This window comes from Rugamonas aquatica (assembly GCF_009380215.1).
GTDB classification, from domain to species: domain Bacteria; phylum Pseudomonadota; class Gammaproteobacteria; order Burkholderiales; family Burkholderiaceae_D; genus Rugamonas; species Rugamonas aquatica_B.
The window spans coordinates 603078-624791 of record NZ_WHUG01000003.1; the positions used below are offsets into that span (position 1 = coordinate 603078).

Below are 21714 nucleotides of genomic sequence, written 5' to 3' on the forward strand. Positions count from 1 at the left end.
AACCCTTACCAACCCTTACCTGATTTCGGCTGGCTGAACGCGATAGGCGTTACTGGCCCGTGGATTTTCGATGCTTGACCAACCGCATTTTGAGTGCGTTCTTGCTCAGCGTCGTGGGTCGGTTTTTGTCGTCGGTGAAGTGTAGTAGCTCATCCTCCACCAGCCCCGTGAACGGCGGCGTGCTGTCTAGAGCCAGTTCACGGAGGTGAATCCAAACGGCGCCGCTGGACATCGTGCCCGCCCGCTTAATGGCAGCCTCGATTGGCCCGTCCATAGAATTGCGTTTGATATGGTGCTTGATGCCGACGATAGCCCTATGGCTGTGAGGCTGCTCTGCGGTTGGTGCTCCATTTGCCTGCAATTCCTCGATGGTCTCGGTCGGGACGCGGCAAGTTTCGTCAGTGACCGTCACCCACTGTGACAGCATGAACACCTCGGACTCGCCCATGAAGTCATCAGGGAGCCACCGTTCCCAATGCGGTCGTGCATCCAACTGCTCGACGGTATGCGGCTCATGCGCCAGTTCATGTGCTCGATGCAATCGGCGGGCCTTGATTTCCGGCCAGGTCATGTAATCCGGGTCGCCCGGTTCGAGCGCCACGCCGGTGGTGGTCGCCTCTCCGTGCATCGCCAGATTCATGGTCGTAGCCCGCGACAGCAGAGCGTGCCGTCGATACCCCAAAGGAGGAAAGTGAGCATCGCGCTGCTCCCCTATCGATTCAATCACTGGTTCGCAGCCAATGGGCGTGGTGGCGCGAAGCGGCAGCGAGTTGGCGATGACGGCGTTGAAGAACATGGCACGGGTCCAGGGCGTGCTTGTGGTCTGGGACAGGACTTGCAGCGCTTCGGGGAGCGTAGGCAGTAGATTGACGGTCATGGTGGCAGTAGGGGCTGCAATAGGTCGATGGGCGCAGCACTATACTGGGCGGCTAGATTGGCGGTCAACGCGGTCTGGCTGACCATCCACCAACATCCACCGAACATCCACCTGGTCTGATGGAATAAATCGCCCTGAAACCCGCATGGTTGCTTGTTCTTGCGAGCAGCGGCCTGAACATCCATCTTTTTGTGGCATCCACCTATATGGATACGGCGGAATCAATTTGATTGTTATATTTTCCGGAGGTAGGAGAGGGGAGAAGGAGAGAAGGTTATATATTATTTATATATATTCTTTAGTATCCATGCGGGTTTCAAGCCTTGTACGTCATGCGTGGAAGGCGGGCAGAAGGCTGGGGTTTTGGTGCACCGTTTGACTTTGGGCGATGTACGTCTTTTGGCCGGTGTAGGAATACCTTTATTGGGCTACACGCGCGTAGCGTTGTTTTCGGTAGTAGGGCTATCCCGCTCGGCGACGGGTATGGGTGTTCCTCCCATATTCTTGCGATGGCCGGGAATGGTTGGCGCCTCAGGCCATGCTATTTCCATGTCGAAGATATGCATGAAAAATCGCTTTATCTTTGATATTTTGACAATACTCTCAGGATTGCCATTCGATGTCGCCAACTGATTGTGGCAAACGGCGGTAAGCCCGCCCAAGGTCGGCGGTTCGCTGGCTTCGATGGCGAGTATCTTGGCTAGCCAAGTATTTAAGTCGGACTCCGTAAAGTCGCGCTTCCCCTTTGCCACAATTTCTGCCTCAACTGCTAAAAACTTCTGCGCCAACTCCCCATGTAAACGCGCGCGGTCATTCCACGCCATTACCAACCCCGGCATAGTGGAAGCGGCAACCACAACCCCTGCCCAAGCCTTCGCTTCAGCCGTGGGTAAAAGTGAACTGAATGCCGCCGTCCCAGCGATCAAAGATGCTGCTTTGGAGCAGCGATCACATAACGCAAAAAAACGTTCTCGCTTTCGATGGTACAGAGTGCTTAGCTCGGCTCTGTATTGTACATACAGGCGTTCACTCCAAAGGAAATCGTCCTCGGCGGCGTCGCCCTTGGCGAGTTCCCCAGGCTCGTTATGGCCAACGTTGTCGCCTTGGGTGATCACTTTTTAGGCGCTGGAGGGCGTGCAGTCTTGGCAGTTATTGGGGTGACTGGTTTCACCAAGCCGCCCTTATGTCGTTGAATTGCGCTGTCTTGCGCCATTCCACCGCTTTCGCTTTTATGCCGTACATGGCTATTGCCGGGTGTGTGTGATTTGTCTGAGGGCTTCGTCATGCCGTTGCTCCGCACTTGGGTTCGAGAATGATGTCTTTGGACAAGTGTACCATTGCCGAATTGCAGTATGTTGGACAAAAACTATCAATAATCGATTATTGGTAAATAAATTTGACGTACTTTTACTGTTGAAATAGGGGATTGCCATCCCATTGTTGAGGAGTTAGCAGAATTGTCTGTTAACTAACTAACGAAGGGATATCAAATGTCTTTAAAACCAGGCCAAAACTCGGGCAAAGACGGCGGGATCTACGAAGAAAAAGGCAGTCGCGGCGGCAAGACTGGCAACTTTTCGACAATTGCGGACAATAAGACCGCCCCACCGACCAGCAAGCCAGGCAATACTTGGGACCAAGTGAAGCGGACGCCTGACAGTAACAAGCGTTGAGCTTCATGCAAAAAGGGCGCCCATCCGGCGGCGCCCTTTTTTCCACGTCAGAAACCGAAATTCTAAGGGAGTAGCTGGATTTCGCCGTCAACGATTTCCCAGTCTTTGACGTACCAGCCGCGATATGGCATTCCCCCAACCTCGCCCGTCTGAACGTTGATTGATAGCCCCGCACCATTCGGAAACGCAGTCAAGCGCCAAAGTGCGCCGTCGGTCCAGAGAGCTACAGGGACGTCAGGACGCTCTTTTACCCAAGCGGAGGCGGCATGCGCAACGTGCAACTTTGCGCCGCCGATATACTGGAGGAAACCGGAGTCTGGAAAATAGTCCGTCTTACCTGCGTTCCGGCCTGACAGAAGCAAGATGCCGCGATCATTTGTGAACTGTATCGCCAAGGCTAGGCACATCTCATTTCCGTTCTCCACCAATAACAGCTCACCAGACTTGGTGCCATCTTCCGTAGGCTTTACAAAAACAGTTTCGATCTGCATCTGGACCCTTTACTTATGGTTATGGAACCTCATGGTACCTGATGTCGTCCTGCGCTTGATCCGCCAAAGGTCGCTCTCTGCGCGCGATATTGCTATTGTGATACTGCTGATGCGTTGAGGGGCAGAGTAGTCAGCAACACCGGCCGACATACGAAAGTTGCCCCTCGACACACCACGCTTAAGAACTGCCCTGCGGCAGTTCTTCGCCGTGACTACGCCAGCATAGTGTGCAGCCACCCGATGAACCCATCAAGCGTACTGTGCATGAAGTGAATGGTGTGGACAATCTCGACGAGGCGGAACGCTTTACGGCACAGGGAGTTCGGGGTGGTTTTAATATTGCTATTCATACAATCCTTTATGGAACCCGTGGACGACATTGCCCACGACGCCTTTTTGTATAGGCAAGGTATTTAGGGAAGTCAGAATGCGAATTGCCTCTGAAGCACGTTAATTATTAGACTTTTTTGTAATAAAAAAATGTTTTATTATTACTTTATGAAATAAGGTGCATCCGATGGACTTTTTATTACATTCGCTGACCAGTGCCGCCGTCGTTACCGCTCTACTGGCTGCCCTTGGCTGGCTTTTCCGGGCGTTTATCGGGACGCGACTAAAAGCGGCGGTAGAGCATGAGTTCGGTGCGAAGATGGCTGCGATGCAGGCCGAGCTAAGGCAAAGGGAAGAGCAGTTCAAGGACGAACTGCGAGGTAAAGCTGCTGTAATACAGGCACTGCAGGGCGGTGCGCTTGCGGCGCAAGCCAGCAGGCAAGGGGCTAACGACAAACGGCGCCTAGAGGCTATCGATCAACTGTGGGGTGGGGTTTCAGCTCTGCGCCCGGCGCGGATAACGCCGCAGATTTGGAAGACATTCGACTACAAAAAATGCCTGATGGAGGCAGCACGAAACAGTAAGTTCCGGGAGGCGTTCGTCACGTTTGGCGACGCTGGGGAGCAAGCCATCAAAGACATTCGCGGTGACGAGGCGCGTCCGCACGTTACCAAACTGGCCTGGGCCTATTTCGTGGCGTATCGTTCGATTCTTGCCTTCTATGTCGCCCGGCTTATTCAACTACAAAGTGGTGTCGCTGAAGACTTCACCGACCATAGATCCGTACAGAAGGTCGTTCTGGCTGCCTTACCACATCATGCAGACATGCTTTCGAATTTTGGGGTCGAAGCCCTATATCTCTACTTGGATGAGCTGGAAGACAGGCTCTTGGATGAGTTCGCGGTGATGTTGGCGGGCAAGGAAGGGGATGTCGAGAACGTGAGGCGCGCAGCAGAAATTCTAGAGGTCGTAAAGCAAGTGGAGCGCGCAAACAGCACGGAGGTCCATGCAGTCGCAACCGCACTCGAAGAGGGCGAATGTGGCGTTTCACTGGCGAACGCACCAGAGGCAAAGCCCGCTGTTGCCCAACCCCGATGACCGCGTACCAGATGAACAAATCGAACGCAATTCCTGCAGTTTTACACATTTTTTTACACATCTCGGCCGCCGGGCCGCATGGGTACTGGGATTGAGGATACCTATATTAGGAATCCCAGGTCAAAAGTCTGTCACTGATTATTTTCTGACCTATCAGAAAATGCTGCGCTCAGCGCTTGGTGGCGCATGTTGTAAAGCTCAATTGCGGGGGGTATATCGGATCGATTAAAAATCACGCCGACAGCCTGCCACGCGCCGAGTAGGGCAATAATCGCACAGCTCAGCATTTTTTCCATGCCCTCTCGTTGGGGCTGGAAAATCAGCTTCTCTATGCCACGATCTGCCCCTCTTACAATATGGCGTTCTGAGGATGCTACGCTGGGATGGGCTGCATCGCCTGACAACTGGCGGTAGACGACCTCATACAGCGCGCCCATTCCTACCTCTTTGGCTAGCTGCTGCATGATGATCCCGGAGGCTTTGTGTTCCTTGAGCGCCTCGTCGGCCAAATGACCTTTCAATTCCTCGACATCCGCAATATTCGTCTCCGTGGCAAAGTCAACCAGGGCACGCCCAAACTTAAAGTAGTGCTGATTGTTGGCCGCTGCCATGCGCGCAACGAAATTTTCGATTTGGGCCAAACCGCCAAGATAGATGGTGGTTTCGAGGATGCTGCGCGCAAGGGTGCCAGCATCAGCCAGCATGCCTCGATTGGCAAGTAAGATCGACGCTTCAAAAGTCTGTAGCGCGCGTGCGTACAGGGCAGCAGCGACGAGTTCGCGGTCGGAATTACGGCGTGGTGCCAGTGTAGGCAAGAGCGCAACCGCAGCTCTATTGATGTCCTGAATAAGCAGTGACCAGTCGGGGGCCGATTGTCGTGCCTCATCGCTCCATTGGTCTAAGATCGGGGACAGGAATCCGTCTACGGGTGGCTGCTTCACTGCGTATCTCCGTCACTGTTCATGAGTTACGAGGGTAGCATACGACCAGCATTTTGATGTGGCAGAGGTTGGGGGGAGGCCGAGCGCCACCCCCGCCTGTATTTAGTCCATCGGTCCATCCGTCAAAAATTTTCGCGCATAGAAAAAGTCAAAATTTTTCGGCGCCTGCGTCGGTCGAATTGATCCGGCGCATGGACAATATGACTTTGCCTACCGGACCAAGCCAATGCAGACGATTCTTGACATCATCACCTTTTTCAACGCTGCCATGTTCACCATGCTCGCGTTCAAGCTCGCAGGCACTGGCGAGCAAGCCCGGCAGCTCGAAGTGGCCATAGGCAAGGCGAAGGCGTTAATCGATGAATAGACTACGTGTGGGCGTCATAGTCGGTCTAGCAGTGTCGTAGTCTCAGTGAGCTTTGGTTCGTTCAACAGCTTGGCCTTGTAGGTTATTAGCTCGGCATCCTCAACGTCGAAGCGCTTGAGCCATTGCTCAGCGGCCCACCCATTCAGGCGCGGCTCACCCTCCTTGGAGCCGTAGTGCAGGCTGACCAGTGGCGCGCGCACTTCCTTGAGCAGCATGTTCGGCAACACCAACCGCGCAGGTCTGAGCTGGTCGGTCGGCGCGGCCTCCGGCGTTGGTCCCGCTTGGATTACAAGGCCCGCGTCGTAGTCATAAAGTGCGAACCAGTCCATGGGCAGCTCGGAGCGGATGACCGATAGCCCGCCCACCTTTTCCACCTTCTCGTAGTTGACGGCGGTCAGCCAAGAGACGGTCTTGATGCCTTCATGGGCATGGGTCGCGCCCGCAACTGGATTCCCCACGTCCAGCCCATTGAGCTTGTCGGCCAAGAATGCCTCAAAGGGCTGGTTGTCGCTCAAGCGGACAGCAGAAAGTACCAAGCCATGACCGCCATAGCCGTGGAGGGCGTTCAGCCGCTTTGCGAAACTCACGAACATTGCCTGAAACGCGGTCGGGTTTTCCTCAACGAATAACAATGGAACGCTAAAACGCAACGCGGACGTGCCCCGCACGATCATCTTTGCTTCCCAGCCGCGCATCCCAGAGACATCGAATTCCCAGTCGCCGGCGTCGTGCGGCTGCACACCACTGGTGTAGGTAAACGCGAACAGGTCGTTTTCTTTCATGCGCTTCACCATGGCACGCATCGGCGGTGCTTTGGCGTAAGCAAACTTATCGGCTCCCTCGGGCGGTTCCTCACGCCACAGCCAGGTCAGGTGGGCCTTGGCCACGGCTTCGTACTCGTCGAAGCAGGCGCATATGGCTTCGCGCACCTCGGGTAGGTGTGCATCCTTGAAGAACAGGGTGCCGGTGATGGCTGGGACGCAGCCAACGTAGTCTTGCGGCCCCTGCTTGGTCAGCAGGCCGCCGGGGACGCGCATCTTTTCTGGATGTTGGCGCATCAACTCGATTGGATCAAAAGGGAGTTCACTCATTGCATTTCCTTGCTTAATATGCCGGTATCCTACCCGGTGGCGGGCGCTTCGTCAGGATCATGTATAGCAGCCCCGCAGCAGCGGCGGCCTTGCTGAGCGCCTCGACCGGCACCTTGGCAGATTCAGGCTCAGGCTGGTCACAGTCGCAATCCTCCGGCCCCATCAGGACGAGCCTGTTTTCGTCGCCAGCGATTTGCGTATATGCGGCGTTTTGCCGCAGGTCTCGTTTGTCCGGCGGGAACTTGATCTCGACGACCTGCTTGATGTTGTCCTGAGTCGGCGGCTTGGCTGGATCGTTGACGATAACCACATCGGGACGGCGGATCATCCCCTCACCTGCTTGGAATGGCGGCCGTACAGCGCCTTGCTCGTCGGGTTTGCTCCAGTACTTCGTGATCCATCCGGGCAGCCAATCATGCCCCTTGGTCTCCACACCGCTGTCCATGATGGGTGCGGGCGGCTGCTTGGTCATGTCGTAATTGACTTCGGGCTTGTAGGGGCTGCGGTGATCGAGCACGCCGTCAAGCGCTTTGAGCCTTCCAGACACACATGACTGCTTGAGCGAACGACCGTCCTTGCCGATGCCAGGAGTGTCCTTGCATTTGCAGATGGCAGAGCACAGCACTTTCTTATCCTTGGGATCGAGGCGCGGGCGGGTAATCTTGACCTGCGTGGTGGTGCCGGCGGTGGACATGCCGCCAGTCGCTAAAGGGGTAGTTGGCTGCGTTGGGTCGGTCATGCCTGTCCTTGCTCCATCAAGTCAAACGCCAGCATCTCGCTGGCGTCACGCTCTACCCACTCGGTAAAACCTTGGCTGTCGGTGGTTCCAGTCAGATATTGACCTGCTGTAGACCTCACGCGCACAGGCTGCCCTGCCACCGGCTCCCCAGACGTGGAATCGATCACCTGGAAGCGGCCTTTGAAACGTTGACGCCCGTCGTCTACGGATGCGTCTTGATACCCGGCCATGAGGGTTGCGGCAATGACGCCCATGCCCTTCGTCGAGCCAGCATCGGTAGCGCTGCCGCCAGCGCCGCCAGACGGCTCAGTGGTGGTCATAATCTGGCTAGAGATCAGCATGGCGCCACAGGCCACCTTGCAGCCGTGGTAGGCCACTGCTTTCCCGTTGTCCGTAAAGCTATTGTCACCCTGGCTGATGGGGAACACGCCCTTGCAACGCGGGCACGCCACCATATCGCCTACCCGCGCCCAGCCCTTGCCCATCGTGTCGCAGGTAGGTGAACAACTTATTACCGTGCCGCCGTGGCTCGTCTTGTCGCCGATAACAATCAAAGGCAGGCCCATGAGAACTCCCAACTTCAGCTTCATAAATTGCATTTATAGCATGTATTTTAGCTATCATGCCGCACGATGGGCGTGCCGAGTGCACTTATGACCCGCCAGCCTTTTGGGGCGTGCATCGGTTGGAGCCGCAGGGTCTCAATTTACCTGCCGTGTAGCAGTCGACAGTTGCGGGAGATCAAGAGTGGCTTCGGAGGTCGTCCAGGTCTTCAGATGGCTTGTAGGTCGGCATTTCGAGCCAACGCCAGCCGTTCGATTTTGACCGCTTTGACCTCGGAATAGCCGTCTGGCTTGACGGCCTTGAGTGTCGCTACAGCCTCGTCAAAACGCTCCAACTGGCGCAGCAGTTCGCCACGCGCTACCTGGGCCTTGGGATCATGCTCGATCAGCTCTAGGAGGCGCTTCTTGTTTTCGCTGGCCGTGGCTGATGCCACGGTGGGTTGTGGCGCAATCGACGTTCCATCCGTGCCCAGGCGCTGGTGATCGCCAGATAGCCACCACAACCGCTGTCGCAGGTGCGCCTCGCGGGCCGGCGCATCAGGCGGTAATGCGGCCAAGGCTTCAACGAAGTCCTGGGCATCCTGCAGGGGATAGATGCGCTCCGCACCTTTGACCCCATTGGGCAGCGCGTTCCACTCACACTCCTCGCGCAGCCTTCCGCTACGGTCGCCGGTTATACGATGCCACCAACGGGCCACTACGCCGATTTCGGCGGGTTTGCTGTATGAGGGCATCACCTCCGTGGCGTCTTCGATCCAGACCGTTTTAGAGCACGCTGGACAGCGCCCGACCTGTCCACTTGAGCCAGCCCACCACTGGCCATTTTTGCCGTCCGACCACTCTGGCACGTCGTCATAGTAGTGCAAGGAAATCAGCGCGCAGCGCTTGAAGTAGCCGGCGCAGGCTGGGCACTGGTAGATGATGGGTGGCGAGAAGCGAGTCATGACGTGATCGTAGCGCAGTCCTGCATCCTTATAGGCACCTTCTAGAAGTCCATGAAGCCTGGCTTGTCTTTGTTCTTCATGATCCAGTCGTACAGACCCGCGATGTCGCGGTGGCTGTAGTCATGATACTTGCCGCGCAATTTGGCTTGCGGACTCCTGTGGTACGCGGCGTGGGCTACATCCTCGACCTCGTCGCGTGACATGTGTCTTTTCAGCCGTTTGCGGACCCTGCCGCTGAGTTGATCCCACTTCAGCGACTTGGGGCGCTTGGTGCGCGCCTTCAAGCGACTGATATGGACGATGGAAAGGTCTCCCGGCACCTTGGCGCCGCGCGCCACGAAGGCCGGTGCATTGATGGCCTCTGCGAACGAAAGCAGAGACCGACTTGCTCCAGCTCGAATGTCGCCTACGATCCACGCCAGATACCCGATGAAGGTCGAGGAGAAGCGCAATTCATAATAGTCTTCTGTGTAGGCGAGTTTCTCGGTCCAGCGGAAAATGGTCCCTTCGTCATGAAAGTGAATGCTAACGCTCCGCTCAAATAGGGCGTAGGCAGCCATGTCGAGGCGACGACGCGCCACCTTGAAGGTGATTCCGGCGTGAGCGGCGAACTCGGCCACGGGGAGCGTGACGAGCTTGCCAACGTGGCGGCTTGCGGTGCCTGGGTCTTGAGTGACCAGATTGACCAAGCGCCGGAGAACGTATCGCTCGTCAATCGATAGGTTGCGCGCGCTATCGACAAGCGCTTGCTGCCGTATCCGTTCGCGGTCCTCCTCGGATTGCACCGGCGGCAAAATCTCCATGGTCTCAGCCGACGTCATGATCTAATCCGCCTTCTTCACTTCAACAGTCACGTCGGCCTTCGGCTTGAGCTTCGGCCTCGCCAGCTCCGCGTCGCCGGTATTCAGGCACATGAACTGCACCTCGGCCTTGGGGTAGTTGCCGAACACGAAGGGCGGCTGCGCCTCTTGGGTGCTGACGACCTGCAAAGACTTGCCTCGACCCGCGCAGTAGGCATTCGCCTCTTGGAACGCCTCGGCCTTGAGACTGCCGGAGCCGCTGAAGCCGGTCGCGGCTTGGCGGCTGACCATGTAGGTGTCGGTGCCGATGGGAATGATGCCGGTGTTGCTGGCGCAGCCGGCCAGTGCGGCAACGGTGATAGCGGCGAAGCAGTATTTCATTGATATTTCCCCTTTTGGTTTCTGTGTGATTGCCTTGCCGTGGCGATACTAAGGAAACCTTAGTGTGACGTCAACGAAATACTCAGAATATCTTAGCCTTTAGGGGCTATGAATGTCGGTCTTTTCCAAGAGGTTGAAGGAGGCGCGCACCCGTGCCGGGCTATCGCAGGAGCGGCTGGGCGTACTGGCCGGCATCGATGAAATGTCATCGAGCGCGCGGATGAATCAGTACGAGAAGGCGAAGCATGAGCCGGACTTTACGATGGTCGAGCGTATCGCCAAGGCGCTGAACGTGCCGGAGTCCTACTTCTATGCCGCAGACGACGAGGCGGCATGGCTGTTGGTCGTTTTCCATCGCCTGCCAGCAGATGCGCGCGCCCGCGTGCTACAAGCTGCGCGGGATGTAGTCGGGCTGGAATGAGCCACCTGGCTCTACATTGCGCTGTCTAGCCCCAAGTGTTGAGTAAAGTGGGGTACAAGTGGGGTACAAAAGGTCTATCATCGTGACCTAAACAAAAAAGGGTTACACGCCGAAGCATGCAACCCTTTGATATTACTGCGTCTTTCTGGTGCCGACTGCCGGTTTCGAACTGGCCACCTGATGATTACAAATCAACTGCTCTACCAAATGAGCTAAGTCGGCGAAACTTGTACGGGGCGAATTATACGCTATTTAATTCGCGTAAGAGTAGGCCGGCCGCCCTTTTTTGGTGGCTCGTTATCGTCGTCCGGGGCGCTTGGCGCCTCGCTTTTGGCCTCGGCCGCAGGCGCAGGAACTGCCGCCAGCACCGGCGCCGGTGCGCTGGTTTCCTGCTCCGTCGGCGACTCGGCAAAGCCCAGTTGCGGTTCGAACGCCATCCCCTGGCCGTTCTCGTTGGCATAGATCGCCATCACGTTGTTGACCGGGACGTAGATCTCCCGCGACACGCCGCCGAAGCGCGCGTGGAAGCGGATGCTGTCGTTGTCCATCTTCAGGCCCGAGGTGGCGCCGAAGCTGATGTTGAGGACGATTTCGCCTTTTTTCACATATTCCATCGGCACCGTGGTCGAAGCATCGACCTTGACAGCGAGGTAGGGCGTATAGCCGCTGTCCGTGCACCACTCATAAATGGCGCGCAGCATGTAGGGCTTGGTTGAGATTTCAGACATGGTATTCCAGACTGCAGTAAAACCCGGCGCGCCGCCCGCTAAGGCAGGCAAACGCGCCGATGGACTTCAAGTAAAACGGCGTGCGTCCGAATTAACGGCGCATCACCTTTTCCGACGGCGTCAGCGCTTCGATGTAGGCAGGGCGCGAGAAGATGCGCTCGGCGTACTTCATCAGCGGCGCTGCGGTCTTCGACAGTTCGATGCCGTAGTGATCCAGACGCCACAGCAGCGGCGCTACCGCCACGTCCAGCATCGAGAACTCATCGCCCAGCATGTACTTGTTTTTCAGGAACAGCGGCGCGAGCGTGGTCAGGCGGTCGCGGATTTCTGCGCGGGCCTTGTCGTGGCTCTTGTCGTTGCTCTTGGCGCGTTCGCTTTCCAGCACGTGCACGTGGACGAACAATTCTTTTTCGAAGTTGAACAGCATCAGACGCGCACGGGCGCGCATCAGCGGGTCGGCCGGCATCAGCTGCGGATGCGGGAAGCGCTCGTCGATGTACTCATTGATGATATTCGATTCGTACAGGATCAATTCGCGTTCGACCAGGATAGGCACTTGACCATAGGGATTCATGGTCGAGATGTCTTCCGGCTTGTTGAACAGGTCGACATCGCGCACTTCGAAGTCCATGCCTTTTTCAAACAGGACCAGGCGGCAGCGTTGCGAGAATGGGCAGGTTGTACCCGAGTAGAGAACCATCATTTTTATAGTTCCTTAGAAGAACAAAGGGGGTGACGCCGCGAACGGATCACCCCGGATCGATCGCCCGCCAGCGCGGGCATCGCAAAACAAGCGCCGGCCAGCCGGCGCTCTCGATTATTTAACTTCTTTCCAGAACGACGCGTTCAAGCGCCATGCCAGGAAGGCGAACAGGGCCATGAACAGCACCACCGCTACGCCCAGTTTTTTGCGGGTCTGCGCTGCAGGCTCCGCCATCCACTCCATGTAACCGACCAGGTCGGCCACCGCAGTGTCATATTCCAGCTTCGACAGTTTGCCCGGCGTGACCACCTCGAAGCCGGCAAACTGATGAATCTTCTTGCCTTCCTCGTGCGGGTCGGCCACTTCTTCCATCTTGACCTTCTGTATGCCTTGCAGTTCCCACAGCACATGCGGCATCGCCACATTGTTGACCACCAGGTTGTTCCAGCCGGTCGGGCGGGTGTCGTCCTTGTAGAAGGTGCGCAGATAGGTGTACAGATAGTCGCTGCCGGTGCCGGCGCCCGACGCTTTCGCGCGCGAGATCACCGACAGGTCCGGCGGCACCACGCCGAACCATGCTTTCGCATCTTTCGGATTCATGGTGGTGGTCATCATTTCGCCGACCTTGTCGCCGGTGAACAGCAAGTTCGCCTTGATTTGCTCTTCCGTCAAGCCCAGGTCTCGCAGACGGTTGTAGCGCATCGAGGACGCATTATGGCAGTTCAGGCAGTAGTTGACGAACAGTTTGGCGCCATGCTGCAGCGCGGCCATGTTGTTCGAGCGGTCCGGCGCCTTGTCCAGCGCGATGCCGCCTTCGTTGGCCAGTGCCAGACCCGGCAGCAATGCCAGGATAGCGAGCAGTTTTTTAGGAAAATTCATGTAATGTCCTTTGTGTACTTTAGCCGAGTGGTCGATCAGTGCGCGTGGAACACTACGCGATCCGGAACCTTCTTGAACGTGCCCATGGCGCTCCACCATGGCATGAACAGGAAGAAGCTAAAGTAAAGCAGGGTGCATACTTGCGAGAACAGCGTGCGGCCTTCGGTCGGCGGCAGGGTACCCAGGTAGCCCAGCGACAGGAAGCAGAAGAAGAACACGCCGTACACGTATTTGTGCCAGCTTGGACGGTAGCGGATCGATTTGACCGGCGACTTGTCCAGCCAAGGCAGGAAGGCCAGGATCACCACCGAACCGCCGAAGAACACCACGCCCCAGAACTTGGCGTCCAGCACCTGCGGCAGCATGCCGATGATGGCCACCAGCGCGATCACGGCGATCGCCGTTTTCACGATGCTCGACAGGCGCGACTTCAGCCACACGAACACGACGTAGGCGGCGACGAAGAACATCAGCACCCACATGAAGTCGGCCGTGGTGGCGCGCAGCACCGAGTAGAACGCGGTGAAGTACCAGGTCGGCGCGATGTGCAGCGGGGTCTTCAGCGAATCGCCCGGCAGGAAGTTGTTATATTCCAGGAAGTAGCCGCCCATTTCCGGGGCGAAGAACACCACGGTGCTGAAGATCAGCAGGAATACCGATACGCCGAACAGGTCGTGCACGGTGTAGTAAGGGTGCGAAGGAATCGAATCGACCGGGTGGCCGTCGGCGCCCAGGTTTTCTTTCACTTCGATGCCGTCCGGGTTGCTCGAACCGACTTCGTGCAGCGCGATCAGGTGGGCAGCCACCAGACCCAGCAGAACCAGCGGGATCGCGATCACGTGGAAGGCGAAGAAGCGGTTCAGGGTGGCGTCGGACACCACGTAGTCGCCGCGGATCCACAGCGACAGGTCAGGGCCGATCAGCGGAATCGCGCCGAACAGGTTGACGATCACTTGGGCGCCCCAGTACGACATCTGGCCCCATGGCAGCAGGTAGCCGAAGAACGCTTCGGCCATCAGGCACAGGAAGATGGCGAAACCGAACAGCCAGATCAGTTCACGTGGCTTGCGGTACGAACCGTACAGCAGGCCGCGCGTCATGTGCAGGTAGACGATGATGAAGAAGGCCGAAGCGCCGGTCGAGTGCATATAACGCACCAGCCAGCCCCACGGTACTTCGCGCATGATGTATTCGACCGAACCGAAGGCCAGGTTGGCGTCCGGTTTGTAGTGCATGGTCAGGAAGATGCCGGTGACGATCTGCAGCACCAGCACCAGCATGGCCAGCGAGCCAAAGATGTACCAGAAGTTGAAGTTTTTCGGGGCGTAGTATTTGCCCCATTGGTCATTCCACAGCTTGGTGAGCGGGAAACGGTCGTCGACCCAGCCCAGTGCTTTTTGTGCGGCCGGAGCATCGGCCGGGAATTTTGTCTCTTTGAAAGCCGCCATGATTTACGCCTCGCCTTTCTCGTCTTTACCAATGACCAGCTTGGTGTCGCTCAGGAACATATGACGCGGGACTTGCAGATTGTCCGGCGCCGGCTTGTTCTTGAACACGCGGCCGGCCATGTCGAAGGTCGAGCCATGGCATGGGCACAGGAAGCCGCCTTCCCAGTCGTCCGGCAGCGAAGGCTGCGGGCCTGGGGTGAATTTCGACGAGGGCGAGCAGCCCAGATGGGTACAGATGCCGACCGCGACCAGCAGCTCGGGCTTGCGCGAGCGCCATTCGTTGCGGGCGTACTCGGGGGTGAATTCTTCCGGATTGCGCTTGGAATCGGCGTCGGCCACTTTGCCGTCGGTCTTTTTCAGCGAGGCCACCATTTCAGGGGTACGCTTGATGATCCAGACCGGCTTGCCGCGCCATTCTACGGTTTTCATTTCGCCTGGATTGAGGCTGGAAATATCCACTTCCACCGGCGCACCGGCGGCTTTTGCGCGCTCGGACGGTTGGAACGTGCTTACCAGTGCCCCGGCGGTTGCCAGGCCCACTACACCACCCGCCGCGCCTGTTGCGACGAGCAATCCGCGTCGGCCGGAATCGACCTGCTTTTCGATACTCATACAAACCCCAATCAGTCAAAGTGCGAACAAAATCCGAGAACCGAGAACAAAACCTGAAACTTGTTGAAGCACGAATATAGCTTCTAGCAACCTTAAATTATAAGGTAAGCGTGATACGAATTAAAGCAAAAACGTTGCCGTAACCCCAATTGGCGCGTTTTGCGCACCGTTTTGGACTTGATTTTTTGCGCCCCATGCCCTACTAGCGGAGCGCAAGCGATAGATATTGATGCAAGACAAATTTATAGCGTAATTTGGTGCCCAAATGCACATGCGGCTAGCGTGTTTGGAATCTAATTGAAAGAATAGTATGATTCAGACGCAGTTTTGTTCACAAATGACCACACAGCGAGGATAATAATATGGCAATGATGCAAGAATTCAAAGAATTCGCGATGAAGGGGAATGTGGTTGACCTGGCTGTCGGTGTCATCATCGGCGGCGCCTTCGGCAAGATCGTCGATTCCTTGGTGGCTGACATCATCATGCCGCCCATCGGCAAACTGTTCGGCGGCCTGGATTTCGCCAACTACTACATCGGCCTGAACGGACAGGATCCGCACCTGAGCCTGATCGAAGCGAAAAAGCTGGGCGCGGTATGGGCCTACGGTAATTTCGCCACCATCCTGCTGAACTTCGTCATTCTGGCTTTCGTGATCTTCCAGATGGTGCGCCTGATGAACAAGGCGCGCACGCTGAGCAGCAAGGAAGTGGCGGCGGCCGAAGCCGCGGCGCCGGCGCCGACGCCGGAAGACATCGTGCTGCTGCGCGAGATCCGCGACTCCCTCAAGAAATAACTAGGCAGCCGTCCACCGGGCGGCGGACTCAAGGCTATGCGACGACTCTGGTTATTGTTTGCGCAAACGGTGACTGTCGTACTGGCACTGTATTTTGTCTACACGGCCGTGGGGCCGGAGCGGCGGGCGCCGGTGCGCGCCCAACAGATCGGCAGCGCCGACCATCCGGCCGTGATGCTGGAGGCGGCGCCGGGCAAGGCGCCCGGCGTTGCGGTCGGCTCCTACCGGGCGGCGGCCGGGCGGGCCATGCCGGCCGTGGTCAACATCATCACCAGCAAGAAACCCAAGCGCGGCAAGCATCCGCTGTTGCGCGATCCCTTCTTCAAGAAATTCTTCGGCGACCGCGACCATGACGGCGAGGGCGACGACGATGAATCCAGCCTGGGCTCGGGCGTCATCGTGTCTGGCGAAGGCTATATCCTGACCAACAACCACGTGGTCGAGGCGGCCGATGAAATCGAGGTGGTGCTGGCCGATGGCCGCAAGGCCGCCGCCAAGGTGGTCGGCACCGATCCTGAGACCGACCTGGCCGTCATCAAGATCGCGCTCGACAAGCTGCCGGTGATCGTGCTGGGCCAGGCCGAGCAGGCGCAGGTGGGCGATGTGGTGCTGGCCATCGGCAACCCCTTCGGCGTCGGCCAGACGGTGACGATGGGCATCATCTCCGCGCTGGGGCGCAACAACCTGCACATCAACCATTTCGAGAACTTCATCCAGACCGACGCCGCGATCAACTTCGGCAACTCGGGCGGGGCGCTGGTCGACGCCAATGGCAACCTGCTGGGCATCAATTCGGCGATCTACTCGCAGTCGGGCGGCTCGGTTGGCATCGGCTTCGCGATCCCGGTCTCGACCGCCAAGTCGGTGATGGAAGCCATCATCAAGTCCGGCCACGTGGTGCGCGGCTGGATAGGCGTGGAGACGCAGGAGATCACGCCGGAACTGGCGTCGAGCTTCGGCCTGAAGCGGCAGAGCGGCGCCATCATCGCCGGCGTGGTGCGCAACGGCCCGGCCGACAAGGGCGGCATGAAGCCGGGCGACATCCTGCTGTCGGTGGACGACAAGCCGGTGGCCGACACCAATCAGATGCTGAATGTGATCGCCCAACTCGTTCCTGGCGGAAAAGCTAAAATGACGGTCTTGCGCAAGAGCCGCGAGACCACGCTGGACATCACGGTCGGCAAGCGTCCGGCCGGCGCCAAATAAGGAACCCCCAATGCATCTGCGCGACCTGACTCAATTCCTCAAGGAACTGGCGGACAATAACAACCGTCCCTGGTTCATCATGAACAAACCGCGCTACGACATCCTGCGCGAAGAATTCCTGCAAGTGGTGACGGACATGATTATCGAACTGGGCAAGTTCGATGCGGCCGTCAAGTTCTGCAACCCGAAGAAGGCGATGTTCCGCATCAACCGCGACGTGCGCTTCGCCCACGACAAGAGCCCGTACAAGACGCGCTTCTCGGCGGCCGTGGCGCCGAACGACCTGCGCCGTCCGAGCAAGGCCGGCGGGCCGACCTACTATATGCAGATCGACGGCAGCGGCAAGCTGCTGTTCGGCGCCGGCGAATACATGCCGCCGCCGTCGCGACTGAAAGCGCTGCGCCAGCATATGGTCGACGACGCGGCTGGCTTCAGCAAGGTATTGAAGAACAAGAAGTTGAAAGCCACCTTCGGCGACATCCAGAACGAAGGCAAGCTGATGCGCCCGCCCAAGGGTTTCGATGCCGAGCACGAGCATATCGAGTACATCAAGCTGAAGAGTTTCTTTGTCTGGACCGAGATCGACCTGCCGCTGAACAAGCCGGAGTTGCTGGTGCCGATGATCGCCAGCGGGTTGAAGGATGCGTTCCCGCTGGTCGAGTGGATGCGCGCTGCCAAGGAAGACGAGCCACAGGAGTAAGCTGGTCATTCCCGCGCAGGCGGGAATCCATATACTGCTTGCCGGCCAGCGTTCTATAGATTCCCGCCTGCGCGGGAATGACGTGACGTCAGCGCTGCACTTTTTCGTCGCGCGGGTCGCGTGCCAGCAGGCGCGAGACCATCACCTGCGGCTGGTCGCCGTCGAACAGCACGCCGGCCACCGCGTTGGTGATCGGCATGTCGACGCCCATGCGGGCCGCCAGCTCGCGCACCGCCTTCGAGCACGGCACGCCCTCGGCCACATGGCCCAGCTCGTGCACGATGACATCCAGCGGCTTGCCCTGCGCCAGCCCGAGGCCGACGCGGCGGTTGCGCGACAGGTCGCCGGTGCAGGTCAAGATCAAATCGCCCATGCCGGTCAGACCCATGAAGGTTTCGACATGCCCGCCCAGCGCGGTGCCGAGCCGGGTGATTTCGGCCAGCCCGCGCGTGATCAGCGCGGCGCGCGCGTTCAAGCCCAGGCCCAGGCCGTCGGCCACGCCGGTGGCGATGGCCAGCACATTCTTCACCGCGCCGCCCACTTCCACGCCGACCAGATCTTCGCTGGAATACACGCGGATATTGCCGCCATGGACGGCCGCCACCACGCAGTCGCGCAAGGCGGCCGAGTCGGAAGCGATGGTCAGCGCGCACGGTAAGCCTTTCGCCACCTCCTGCGCGAACGACGGTCCCGACAGCGCGCCGCCGGCCACACCGGCGCCCAGCACTTCGCGCACGATCTGGTGCGGCAGCAGGCCGGTGCCGTATTCGAAACCCTTGCACAGCCAGACCACGTTGGGAATCGAGCGCGACTTCAGCTGTTCCAGCAGCGGCCGCAGGCCGGCCACCGGGCAAGCGGCGATCAGCAGGCTGTCCGGGCCGGCCACATGGGCCAGCGCGGCGTCGAAATCGGCGGCCACCCGCAGGCCGGCCGGGAAGGGATGGCCGGGCAGGTAGGCGGTGTTTTCGCGGGCGCGCGCCATGTCCTGCAGGGCCTCGGGATTGCGGCCCCACAGCATCACATCGTGGCGCTGGGCCAGCGCCATGGCGACGGCCGTGCCCCAGGCGCCGGCGCCGAGCACCGCCACCTGGCGGACGCCGCCAGCGGATTTGTTTGGATTATCTTGCATGGGACCTCATTCGGCGCCGGGATGCGCCGCTACGGCAATTATATGCCCCAGACTTCGGAATTCTTGACGTAACCGACCAGGCCGTCGCGATGACGCACCTTGAGCCAGCCGCCGGCGGCCGCTTCGGTCACTTCCAGCAGCACGCCCTTGTCGGCGGTGAATACGGGCGCGGCGCTGTCTTCCGGCGTGGCGCGGATCTTCAGATTGGGCGTGCGGATGATGACGTTGCGCTTGGCGGTCAGGCCCTTGGCCTCGGTCCAGGCCAGCTCGCCGTTGACGTCGCGAACCTTCAGCCATTCGCCATAGGCCAGCACCACTTCCAGCGGTGCGCCGCGCGGCACGACAAACAGCTTGCCGCCCTTGGTCGATGGCGCGTCGTACAGGATGACGGGTGCGGCGCCCACCGTTTTGAAGTCGAACGCGTGACTGGCGCCTACGGCCAGCATCATGGTCAGACCAGCGATCAAACGGGGAAATGTCATGGCTTACCTTGCAGATGGACAGCGCGCAGCAGGCGCGGCATGTCGGGGTGATACCGCTGCCGGACATGGCGCCCGGCAGCGAAGTACTTCAGTAACGCTTGGTTGTAACGCTTAGTGCGTGGTAGCGGCGCCGTCGGCAGCAGCTGGTGCCTTGGCGGCATCGGCGATGGCTTGCAGACGCTGCTGGTAGAACACTTCGAAGTTGATCTCCGCCAGGTGTACTGGTGGGAAACCGGCACGGGTGATCACGTCAGCGATGTTGGCGCGCAGGTAAGGGTAGACGATGTTCGGGCAACCGATGCCCAGCAGCGGATCCAGCTGCTCGGCAGGGATGTTGCGTGCCTCGAAGATACCGGCTTGCTTGCCTTCAACCAGGAAAGCGACTTTGTCCTTGACCTTGGCGGTCACGGTGATGGTGACGGTCGATTCGAAGATGCCATCGGCCAGCGGCTCGGCGCCGACGTCCAGTGCGACTTCGATGGTTGGCGCTTCCTGTTCCAGGAAGATACCTGGGGAGTTCGGTTGTTCCAGCGACATGTCTTTCAGGTAGACGCGTTGGATTTGGAATACTGGTTGCAGGTTTTCGTCAGACATGGAACGCTTTCGTTATAGTGAAAACGAGCGGCACGGGCCGCTCAGAATAAGTTTGCTTGGTATGGAGCTCAAATCAAACGCGAGGGCAATTGTATCAAAACCATTATGGTTTCAAACTATTTCTGCGGCCCTCTCGTTGTATTTGGGGGTGATTAGCCATTTAACAAGGGGGACAGGCCGCCAGCTTGATCCAGCGCATACAAATCGTCGAAACCGCCGACATGGGTGTCGCCGATGTAGATCTGCGGCACGGTGCGGCGGCCGGTCTTCTGCATCATCAGCACGCGCTGCTCCGGATCGAGGTCGACGCGGATCTTTTCCAGACCGGTCACGCCCTTGGCTTCCAGCAGGCGTTCGGCGCGCACGCAGTACGGGCAGACGGCGGTGGTGTACATGATTACTCGGGCAGTCATCTGATGCTCCTTATTTGGCCAGCGGCAGGCCGGCTTTTTGCCATGCGGCAATGCCTCCGTCCAGATTGACCACGTCGGTAAAGCCGGCTTTGGCCAGTTTGGCGGCCGCCGACGAGGCGCGCGCGCCCGTCTTGCAGACCACGACCACGCTCTTGGCCTTGAACTTCGCCAGCTCGCCTACGCGCTCGGACAACTCGTTCAGAGGAATATTCTTGGCTTCTGGCAAGTGACCAGTGGCAAATTCCGCCGCATCGCGTACGTCTACAATGGTGGCTTTGCTGCGGTTAATCAACAGCGTCACCTCTTGCGCCGAGGCGCGTTTGCCGCGCTGCGTCAGTACCGGCCACAGCAGGGCGCCGCCCGAGAGGAGCACGATGGCGATGATGAAAATATTGTCAATGAAGAATTTCACGGGGTTCCAATGGTTTAAGTCAATCCGCGCATTATAAAATAGAAGCTGGAAGAGTTCTCGCAGTACCGGTATTCCGTTTCGTTCAATCCTTTTTTGAAGATAGTCCACATGTATAAAATCGTATTCATGCGCCATGGCGAGTCCACCTGGAACCTCTCGAACCGCTTCACCGGCTGGACCGACGTGGACCTGACCGAGAAGGGCATCGCCGAAGCCAAGGCGGCCGGCAAGGTGCTGAAGGAGTCCGGCTACACCTTCGACCTGGCCTACACCTCGGTGCTGAAGCGCGCGATCCGCACGCTGTGGCTGGCCATGGACGAGATGGATATGATGTACCTGCCGGTCAAGAACGACTGGCGCCTGAACGAACGCCACTACGGCGCGCTGCAAGGCCTGGACAAGGGCGAAACCGCCGCCAAGTACGGCGACGACCAGGTGCTGGTATGGCGCCGCAGCTACGACACGCCGCCGCCGGCGCTGGAAGCGGGCGACGACCGCGCCTCCTTCAACGACCCGCGCTACGCCGGCCTGGACAAGGCGCAGATCCCGCTGACCGAATGCCTGAAAGACACCGTGGCGCGCGTGATGCCGGTATGGGACGAGGAAATCGCCCCGGCCATCCGCGCCGGCAAGAAAATCATCATCTCGGCCCACGGCAACAGCCTGCGCGCGCTGATTAAGATGCTCGACGGCATCAGCGACAACGATATCGTCGGCCTCAACATCCCGAACGGCCAGCCCCTGGTCTACGAGCTTGACGAGAACCTCAAGCCTATCCGTCACTACTACCTGGGTGACGCCGACGCCATCGCCGCAGCCCAGGCTGCCGTCGCCAACCAGGGCAAGGCCAAGTAATTTGTCGCATTCATCCTTCCGAGGCTGGCGCGGCGCCGC

At 58.6% G+C, this 21714-nt stretch carries 27 protein-coding genes and 1 tRNA gene; 7 read left to right on the plus strand and 21 right to left on the minus strand.

Annotated features, from left to right (window positions below; translation table 11 throughout):
- Positions 1 to 49: 49 nt before the first annotated feature.
- The 3 genes from GEV02_RS10740 to GEV02_RS10755 all read right to left on the minus strand — a co-directional run bounded on the left by GEV02_RS10740 (position 50) and on the right by GEV02_RS10755 (position 3041).
- A complete protein-coding gene (locus GEV02_RS10740) occupies positions 50 to 796 on the minus strand; it encodes a hypothetical protein (protein ID WP_152837967.1) in 747 nt (248 codons plus the stop codon).
- Positions 797 to 1305: 509 nt separating this feature from the next.
- The gene (locus GEV02_RS10745; RefSeq protein ID WP_152837968.1) at positions 1306 to 1992 is read right to left on the minus strand and encodes a hypothetical protein; all 687 of its coding nucleotides are present in this window, start codon (positions 1990 to 1992) and stop codon (positions 1306 to 1308) included.
- Positions 1993 to 2612: 620 nt separating this feature from the next.
- Complete coding sequence (locus GEV02_RS10755; protein WP_152837970.1) at positions 2613 to 3041, minus strand: hypothetical protein; 429 nt, start codon at positions 3039 to 3041, stop codon at positions 2613 to 2615.
- 517 nt (positions 3042 to 3558) lie between these two features.
- Here GEV02_RS10755 and GEV02_RS10760 point away from each other — a divergent pair.
- A complete protein-coding gene (locus tag GEV02_RS10760; RefSeq protein ID WP_152837971.1) occupies positions 3559 to 4470 on the plus strand; it encodes a hypothetical protein in 912 nt (303 codons plus the stop codon).
- 131 nt (positions 4471 to 4601) lie between these two features.
- Here the strand turns inward: GEV02_RS10760 and GEV02_RS10765 are convergent, their stop codons facing one another.
- Complete coding sequence (locus tag GEV02_RS10765; protein WP_152837972.1) at positions 4602 to 5411, minus strand: DUF5677 domain-containing protein; 810 nt, start codon at positions 5409 to 5411, stop codon at positions 4602 to 4604.
- Between the two features lie 226 nt (positions 5412 to 5637).
- On the opposite strand from GEV02_RS10765, the gene GEV02_RS32825 reads away from it, so the two are divergent.
- Positions 5638 to 5778 carry a hypothetical protein gene (locus GEV02_RS32825; RefSeq protein WP_174999049.1) on the plus strand — a complete coding sequence of 47 codons (141 nt, stop codon included), beginning with the start codon at positions 5638 to 5640 and terminating at the stop codon, positions 5776 to 5778.
- Between the two features lie 14 nt (positions 5779 to 5792).
- On the opposite strand, the gene GEV02_RS10770 is transcribed toward GEV02_RS32825, so the two are convergent.
- The 6 genes from GEV02_RS10770 to GEV02_RS10795 all read right to left on the minus strand — a co-directional run bounded on the left by GEV02_RS10770 (position 5793) and on the right by GEV02_RS10795 (position 10296).
- Positions 5793 to 6869: a type VI immunity family protein gene (locus tag GEV02_RS10770; RefSeq protein ID WP_152837973.1), complete on the minus strand. Its 1077-nt coding sequence runs from the start codon at positions 6867 to 6869 to the stop codon at positions 5793 to 5795.
- Between the two features lie 13 nt (positions 6870 to 6882).
- The gene (locus tag GEV02_RS10775) at positions 6883 to 7608 is read right to left on the minus strand and encodes a VRR-NUC domain-containing protein (protein WP_152837974.1); all 726 of its coding nucleotides are present in this window, start codon (positions 7606 to 7608) and stop codon (positions 6883 to 6885) included.
- Entirely contained in the window at positions 7605 to 8207 is a 603-nt protein-coding gene (locus GEV02_RS10780) for a PAAR domain-containing protein (protein WP_235922731.1), read from the minus strand. Before GEV02_RS10780 ends, GEV02_RS10775 begins: the two co-directional genes overlap by 4 nt.
- Before the next feature lie 173 nt (positions 8208 to 8380).
- Positions 8381 to 9115, minus strand: coding sequence for a hypothetical protein (locus GEV02_RS10785; RefSeq protein WP_152837975.1), 735 nt, complete (start codon positions 9113 to 9115; stop codon positions 8381 to 8383).
- 41 nt (positions 9116 to 9156) lie between these two features.
- Positions 9157 to 9936: a RepB family plasmid replication initiator protein gene (locus GEV02_RS10790; RefSeq protein ID WP_152837976.1), complete on the minus strand. Its 780-nt coding sequence runs from the start codon at positions 9934 to 9936 to the stop codon at positions 9157 to 9159.
- Between the two features lie 3 nt (positions 9937 to 9939).
- Entirely contained in the window at positions 9940 to 10296 is a 357-nt protein-coding gene (locus GEV02_RS10795) for a hypothetical protein (RefSeq protein WP_152837977.1), read from the minus strand.
- Positions 10297 to 10408: 112 nt separating this feature from the next.
- Here GEV02_RS10795 and GEV02_RS10800 point away from each other — a divergent pair, with 112 nt between their 5' ends.
- Complete coding sequence (locus tag GEV02_RS10800; protein WP_152837978.1) at positions 10409 to 10717, plus strand: helix-turn-helix domain-containing protein; 309 nt, start codon at positions 10409 to 10411, stop codon at positions 10715 to 10717.
- Between the two features lie 146 nt (positions 10718 to 10863).
- Here the strand turns inward: GEV02_RS10800 and GEV02_RS10805 are convergent.
- The 6 genes from GEV02_RS10805 to petA form a co-directional block, all read right to left on the minus strand.
- Positions 10864 to 10939, minus strand: a tRNA-Thr gene (locus tag GEV02_RS10805).
- A 26-nt stretch (positions 10940 to 10965) separates the two neighbouring features.
- Complete coding sequence (locus tag GEV02_RS10810; protein WP_008443911.1) at positions 10966 to 11445, minus strand: ClpXP protease specificity-enhancing factor; 480 nt, start codon at positions 11443 to 11445, stop codon at positions 10966 to 10968.
- A 91-nt stretch (positions 11446 to 11536) separates the two neighbouring features.
- A complete protein-coding gene (locus tag GEV02_RS10815; protein ID WP_008443913.1) occupies positions 11537 to 12148 on the minus strand; it encodes a glutathione S-transferase N-terminal domain-containing protein in 612 nt (203 codons plus the stop codon).
- Positions 12149 to 12262: 114 nt separating this feature from the next.
- The gene (locus tag GEV02_RS10820) at positions 12263 to 13027 is read right to left on the minus strand and encodes a cytochrome c1 (protein WP_152837979.1); all 765 of its coding nucleotides are present in this window, start codon (positions 13025 to 13027) and stop codon (positions 12263 to 12265) included.
- A gap of 35 nt (positions 13028 to 13062) precedes the next feature.
- Positions 13063 to 14475 (minus strand): cytochrome b, encoded by a 1413-nt coding sequence (locus GEV02_RS10825; protein ID WP_008443917.1) that lies wholly within the window; start codon positions 14473 to 14475, stop codon positions 13063 to 13065.
- A 3-nt stretch (positions 14476 to 14478) separates the two neighbouring features.
- The gene (gene petA / locus GEV02_RS10830) at positions 14479 to 15087 is read right to left on the minus strand and encodes a ubiquinol-cytochrome c reductase iron-sulfur subunit (RefSeq protein WP_008443934.1); all 609 of its coding nucleotides are present in this window, start codon (positions 15085 to 15087) and stop codon (positions 14479 to 14481) included.
- A gap of 362 nt (positions 15088 to 15449) precedes the next feature.
- On the opposite strand from petA, the gene mscL reads away from it, so the two are divergent.
- The 3 genes from mscL to GEV02_RS10845 are packed head-to-tail and all read left to right on the plus strand — an operon-like array spanning position 15450 to position 17790.
- Positions 15450 to 15884, plus strand: a complete 435-nt coding sequence (mscL, locus tag GEV02_RS10835) for a large conductance mechanosensitive channel protein MscL (RefSeq protein WP_008443937.1) — start codon at positions 15450 to 15452, stop codon at positions 15882 to 15884.
- 36 nt (positions 15885 to 15920) lie between these two features.
- Positions 15921 to 17090, plus strand: a complete 1170-nt coding sequence (locus tag GEV02_RS10840; protein ID WP_152837980.1) for a Do family serine endopeptidase — start codon at positions 15921 to 15923, stop codon at positions 17088 to 17090.
- Positions 17091 to 17100: 10 nt separating this feature from the next.
- Positions 17101 to 17790: a DUF2461 domain-containing protein gene (locus GEV02_RS10845; protein WP_152837981.1), complete on the plus strand. Its 690-nt coding sequence runs from the start codon at positions 17101 to 17103 to the stop codon at positions 17788 to 17790.
- A gap of 88 nt (positions 17791 to 17878) precedes the next feature.
- Here the strand turns inward: GEV02_RS10845 and GEV02_RS10850 are convergent, their stop codons facing one another.
- The 5 genes from GEV02_RS10850 to GEV02_RS10870 form a co-directional block, all read right to left on the minus strand.
- Entirely contained in the window at positions 17879 to 18919 is a 1041-nt protein-coding gene (locus tag GEV02_RS10850) for an NAD(P)H-dependent glycerol-3-phosphate dehydrogenase (RefSeq protein WP_152837982.1), read from the minus strand.
- A gap of 38 nt (positions 18920 to 18957) precedes the next feature.
- A complete protein-coding gene (locus GEV02_RS10855) occupies positions 18958 to 19401 on the minus strand; it encodes an SH3 domain-containing protein (RefSeq protein ID WP_152837983.1) in 444 nt (147 codons plus the stop codon).
- A gap of 111 nt (positions 19402 to 19512) precedes the next feature.
- Positions 19513 to 19995, minus strand: a complete 483-nt coding sequence (gene secB, locus GEV02_RS10860; RefSeq protein WP_152837984.1) for a protein-export chaperone SecB — start codon at positions 19993 to 19995, stop codon at positions 19513 to 19515.
- Between the two features lie 152 nt (positions 19996 to 20147).
- Positions 20148 to 20408, minus strand: a complete 261-nt coding sequence (gene grxC, locus GEV02_RS10865; RefSeq protein WP_008443950.1) for a glutaredoxin 3 — start codon at positions 20406 to 20408, stop codon at positions 20148 to 20150.
- Between the two features lie 10 nt (positions 20409 to 20418).
- Positions 20419 to 20955, minus strand: a complete 537-nt coding sequence (locus GEV02_RS10870) for a rhodanese-like domain-containing protein (RefSeq protein ID WP_408014846.1) — start codon at positions 20953 to 20955, stop codon at positions 20419 to 20421.
- On the opposite strand from GEV02_RS10870, the gene gpmA reads away from it, so the two are divergent.
- Complete coding sequence (gene gpmA / locus GEV02_RS10875; protein WP_070360583.1) at positions 20929 to 21675, plus strand: 2,3-diphosphoglycerate-dependent phosphoglycerate mutase; 747 nt, start codon at positions 20929 to 20931, stop codon at positions 21673 to 21675. The genes GEV02_RS10870 and gpmA overlap by 27 nt on opposite strands.
- Positions 21676 to 21714 lie beyond the last annotated feature (39 nt).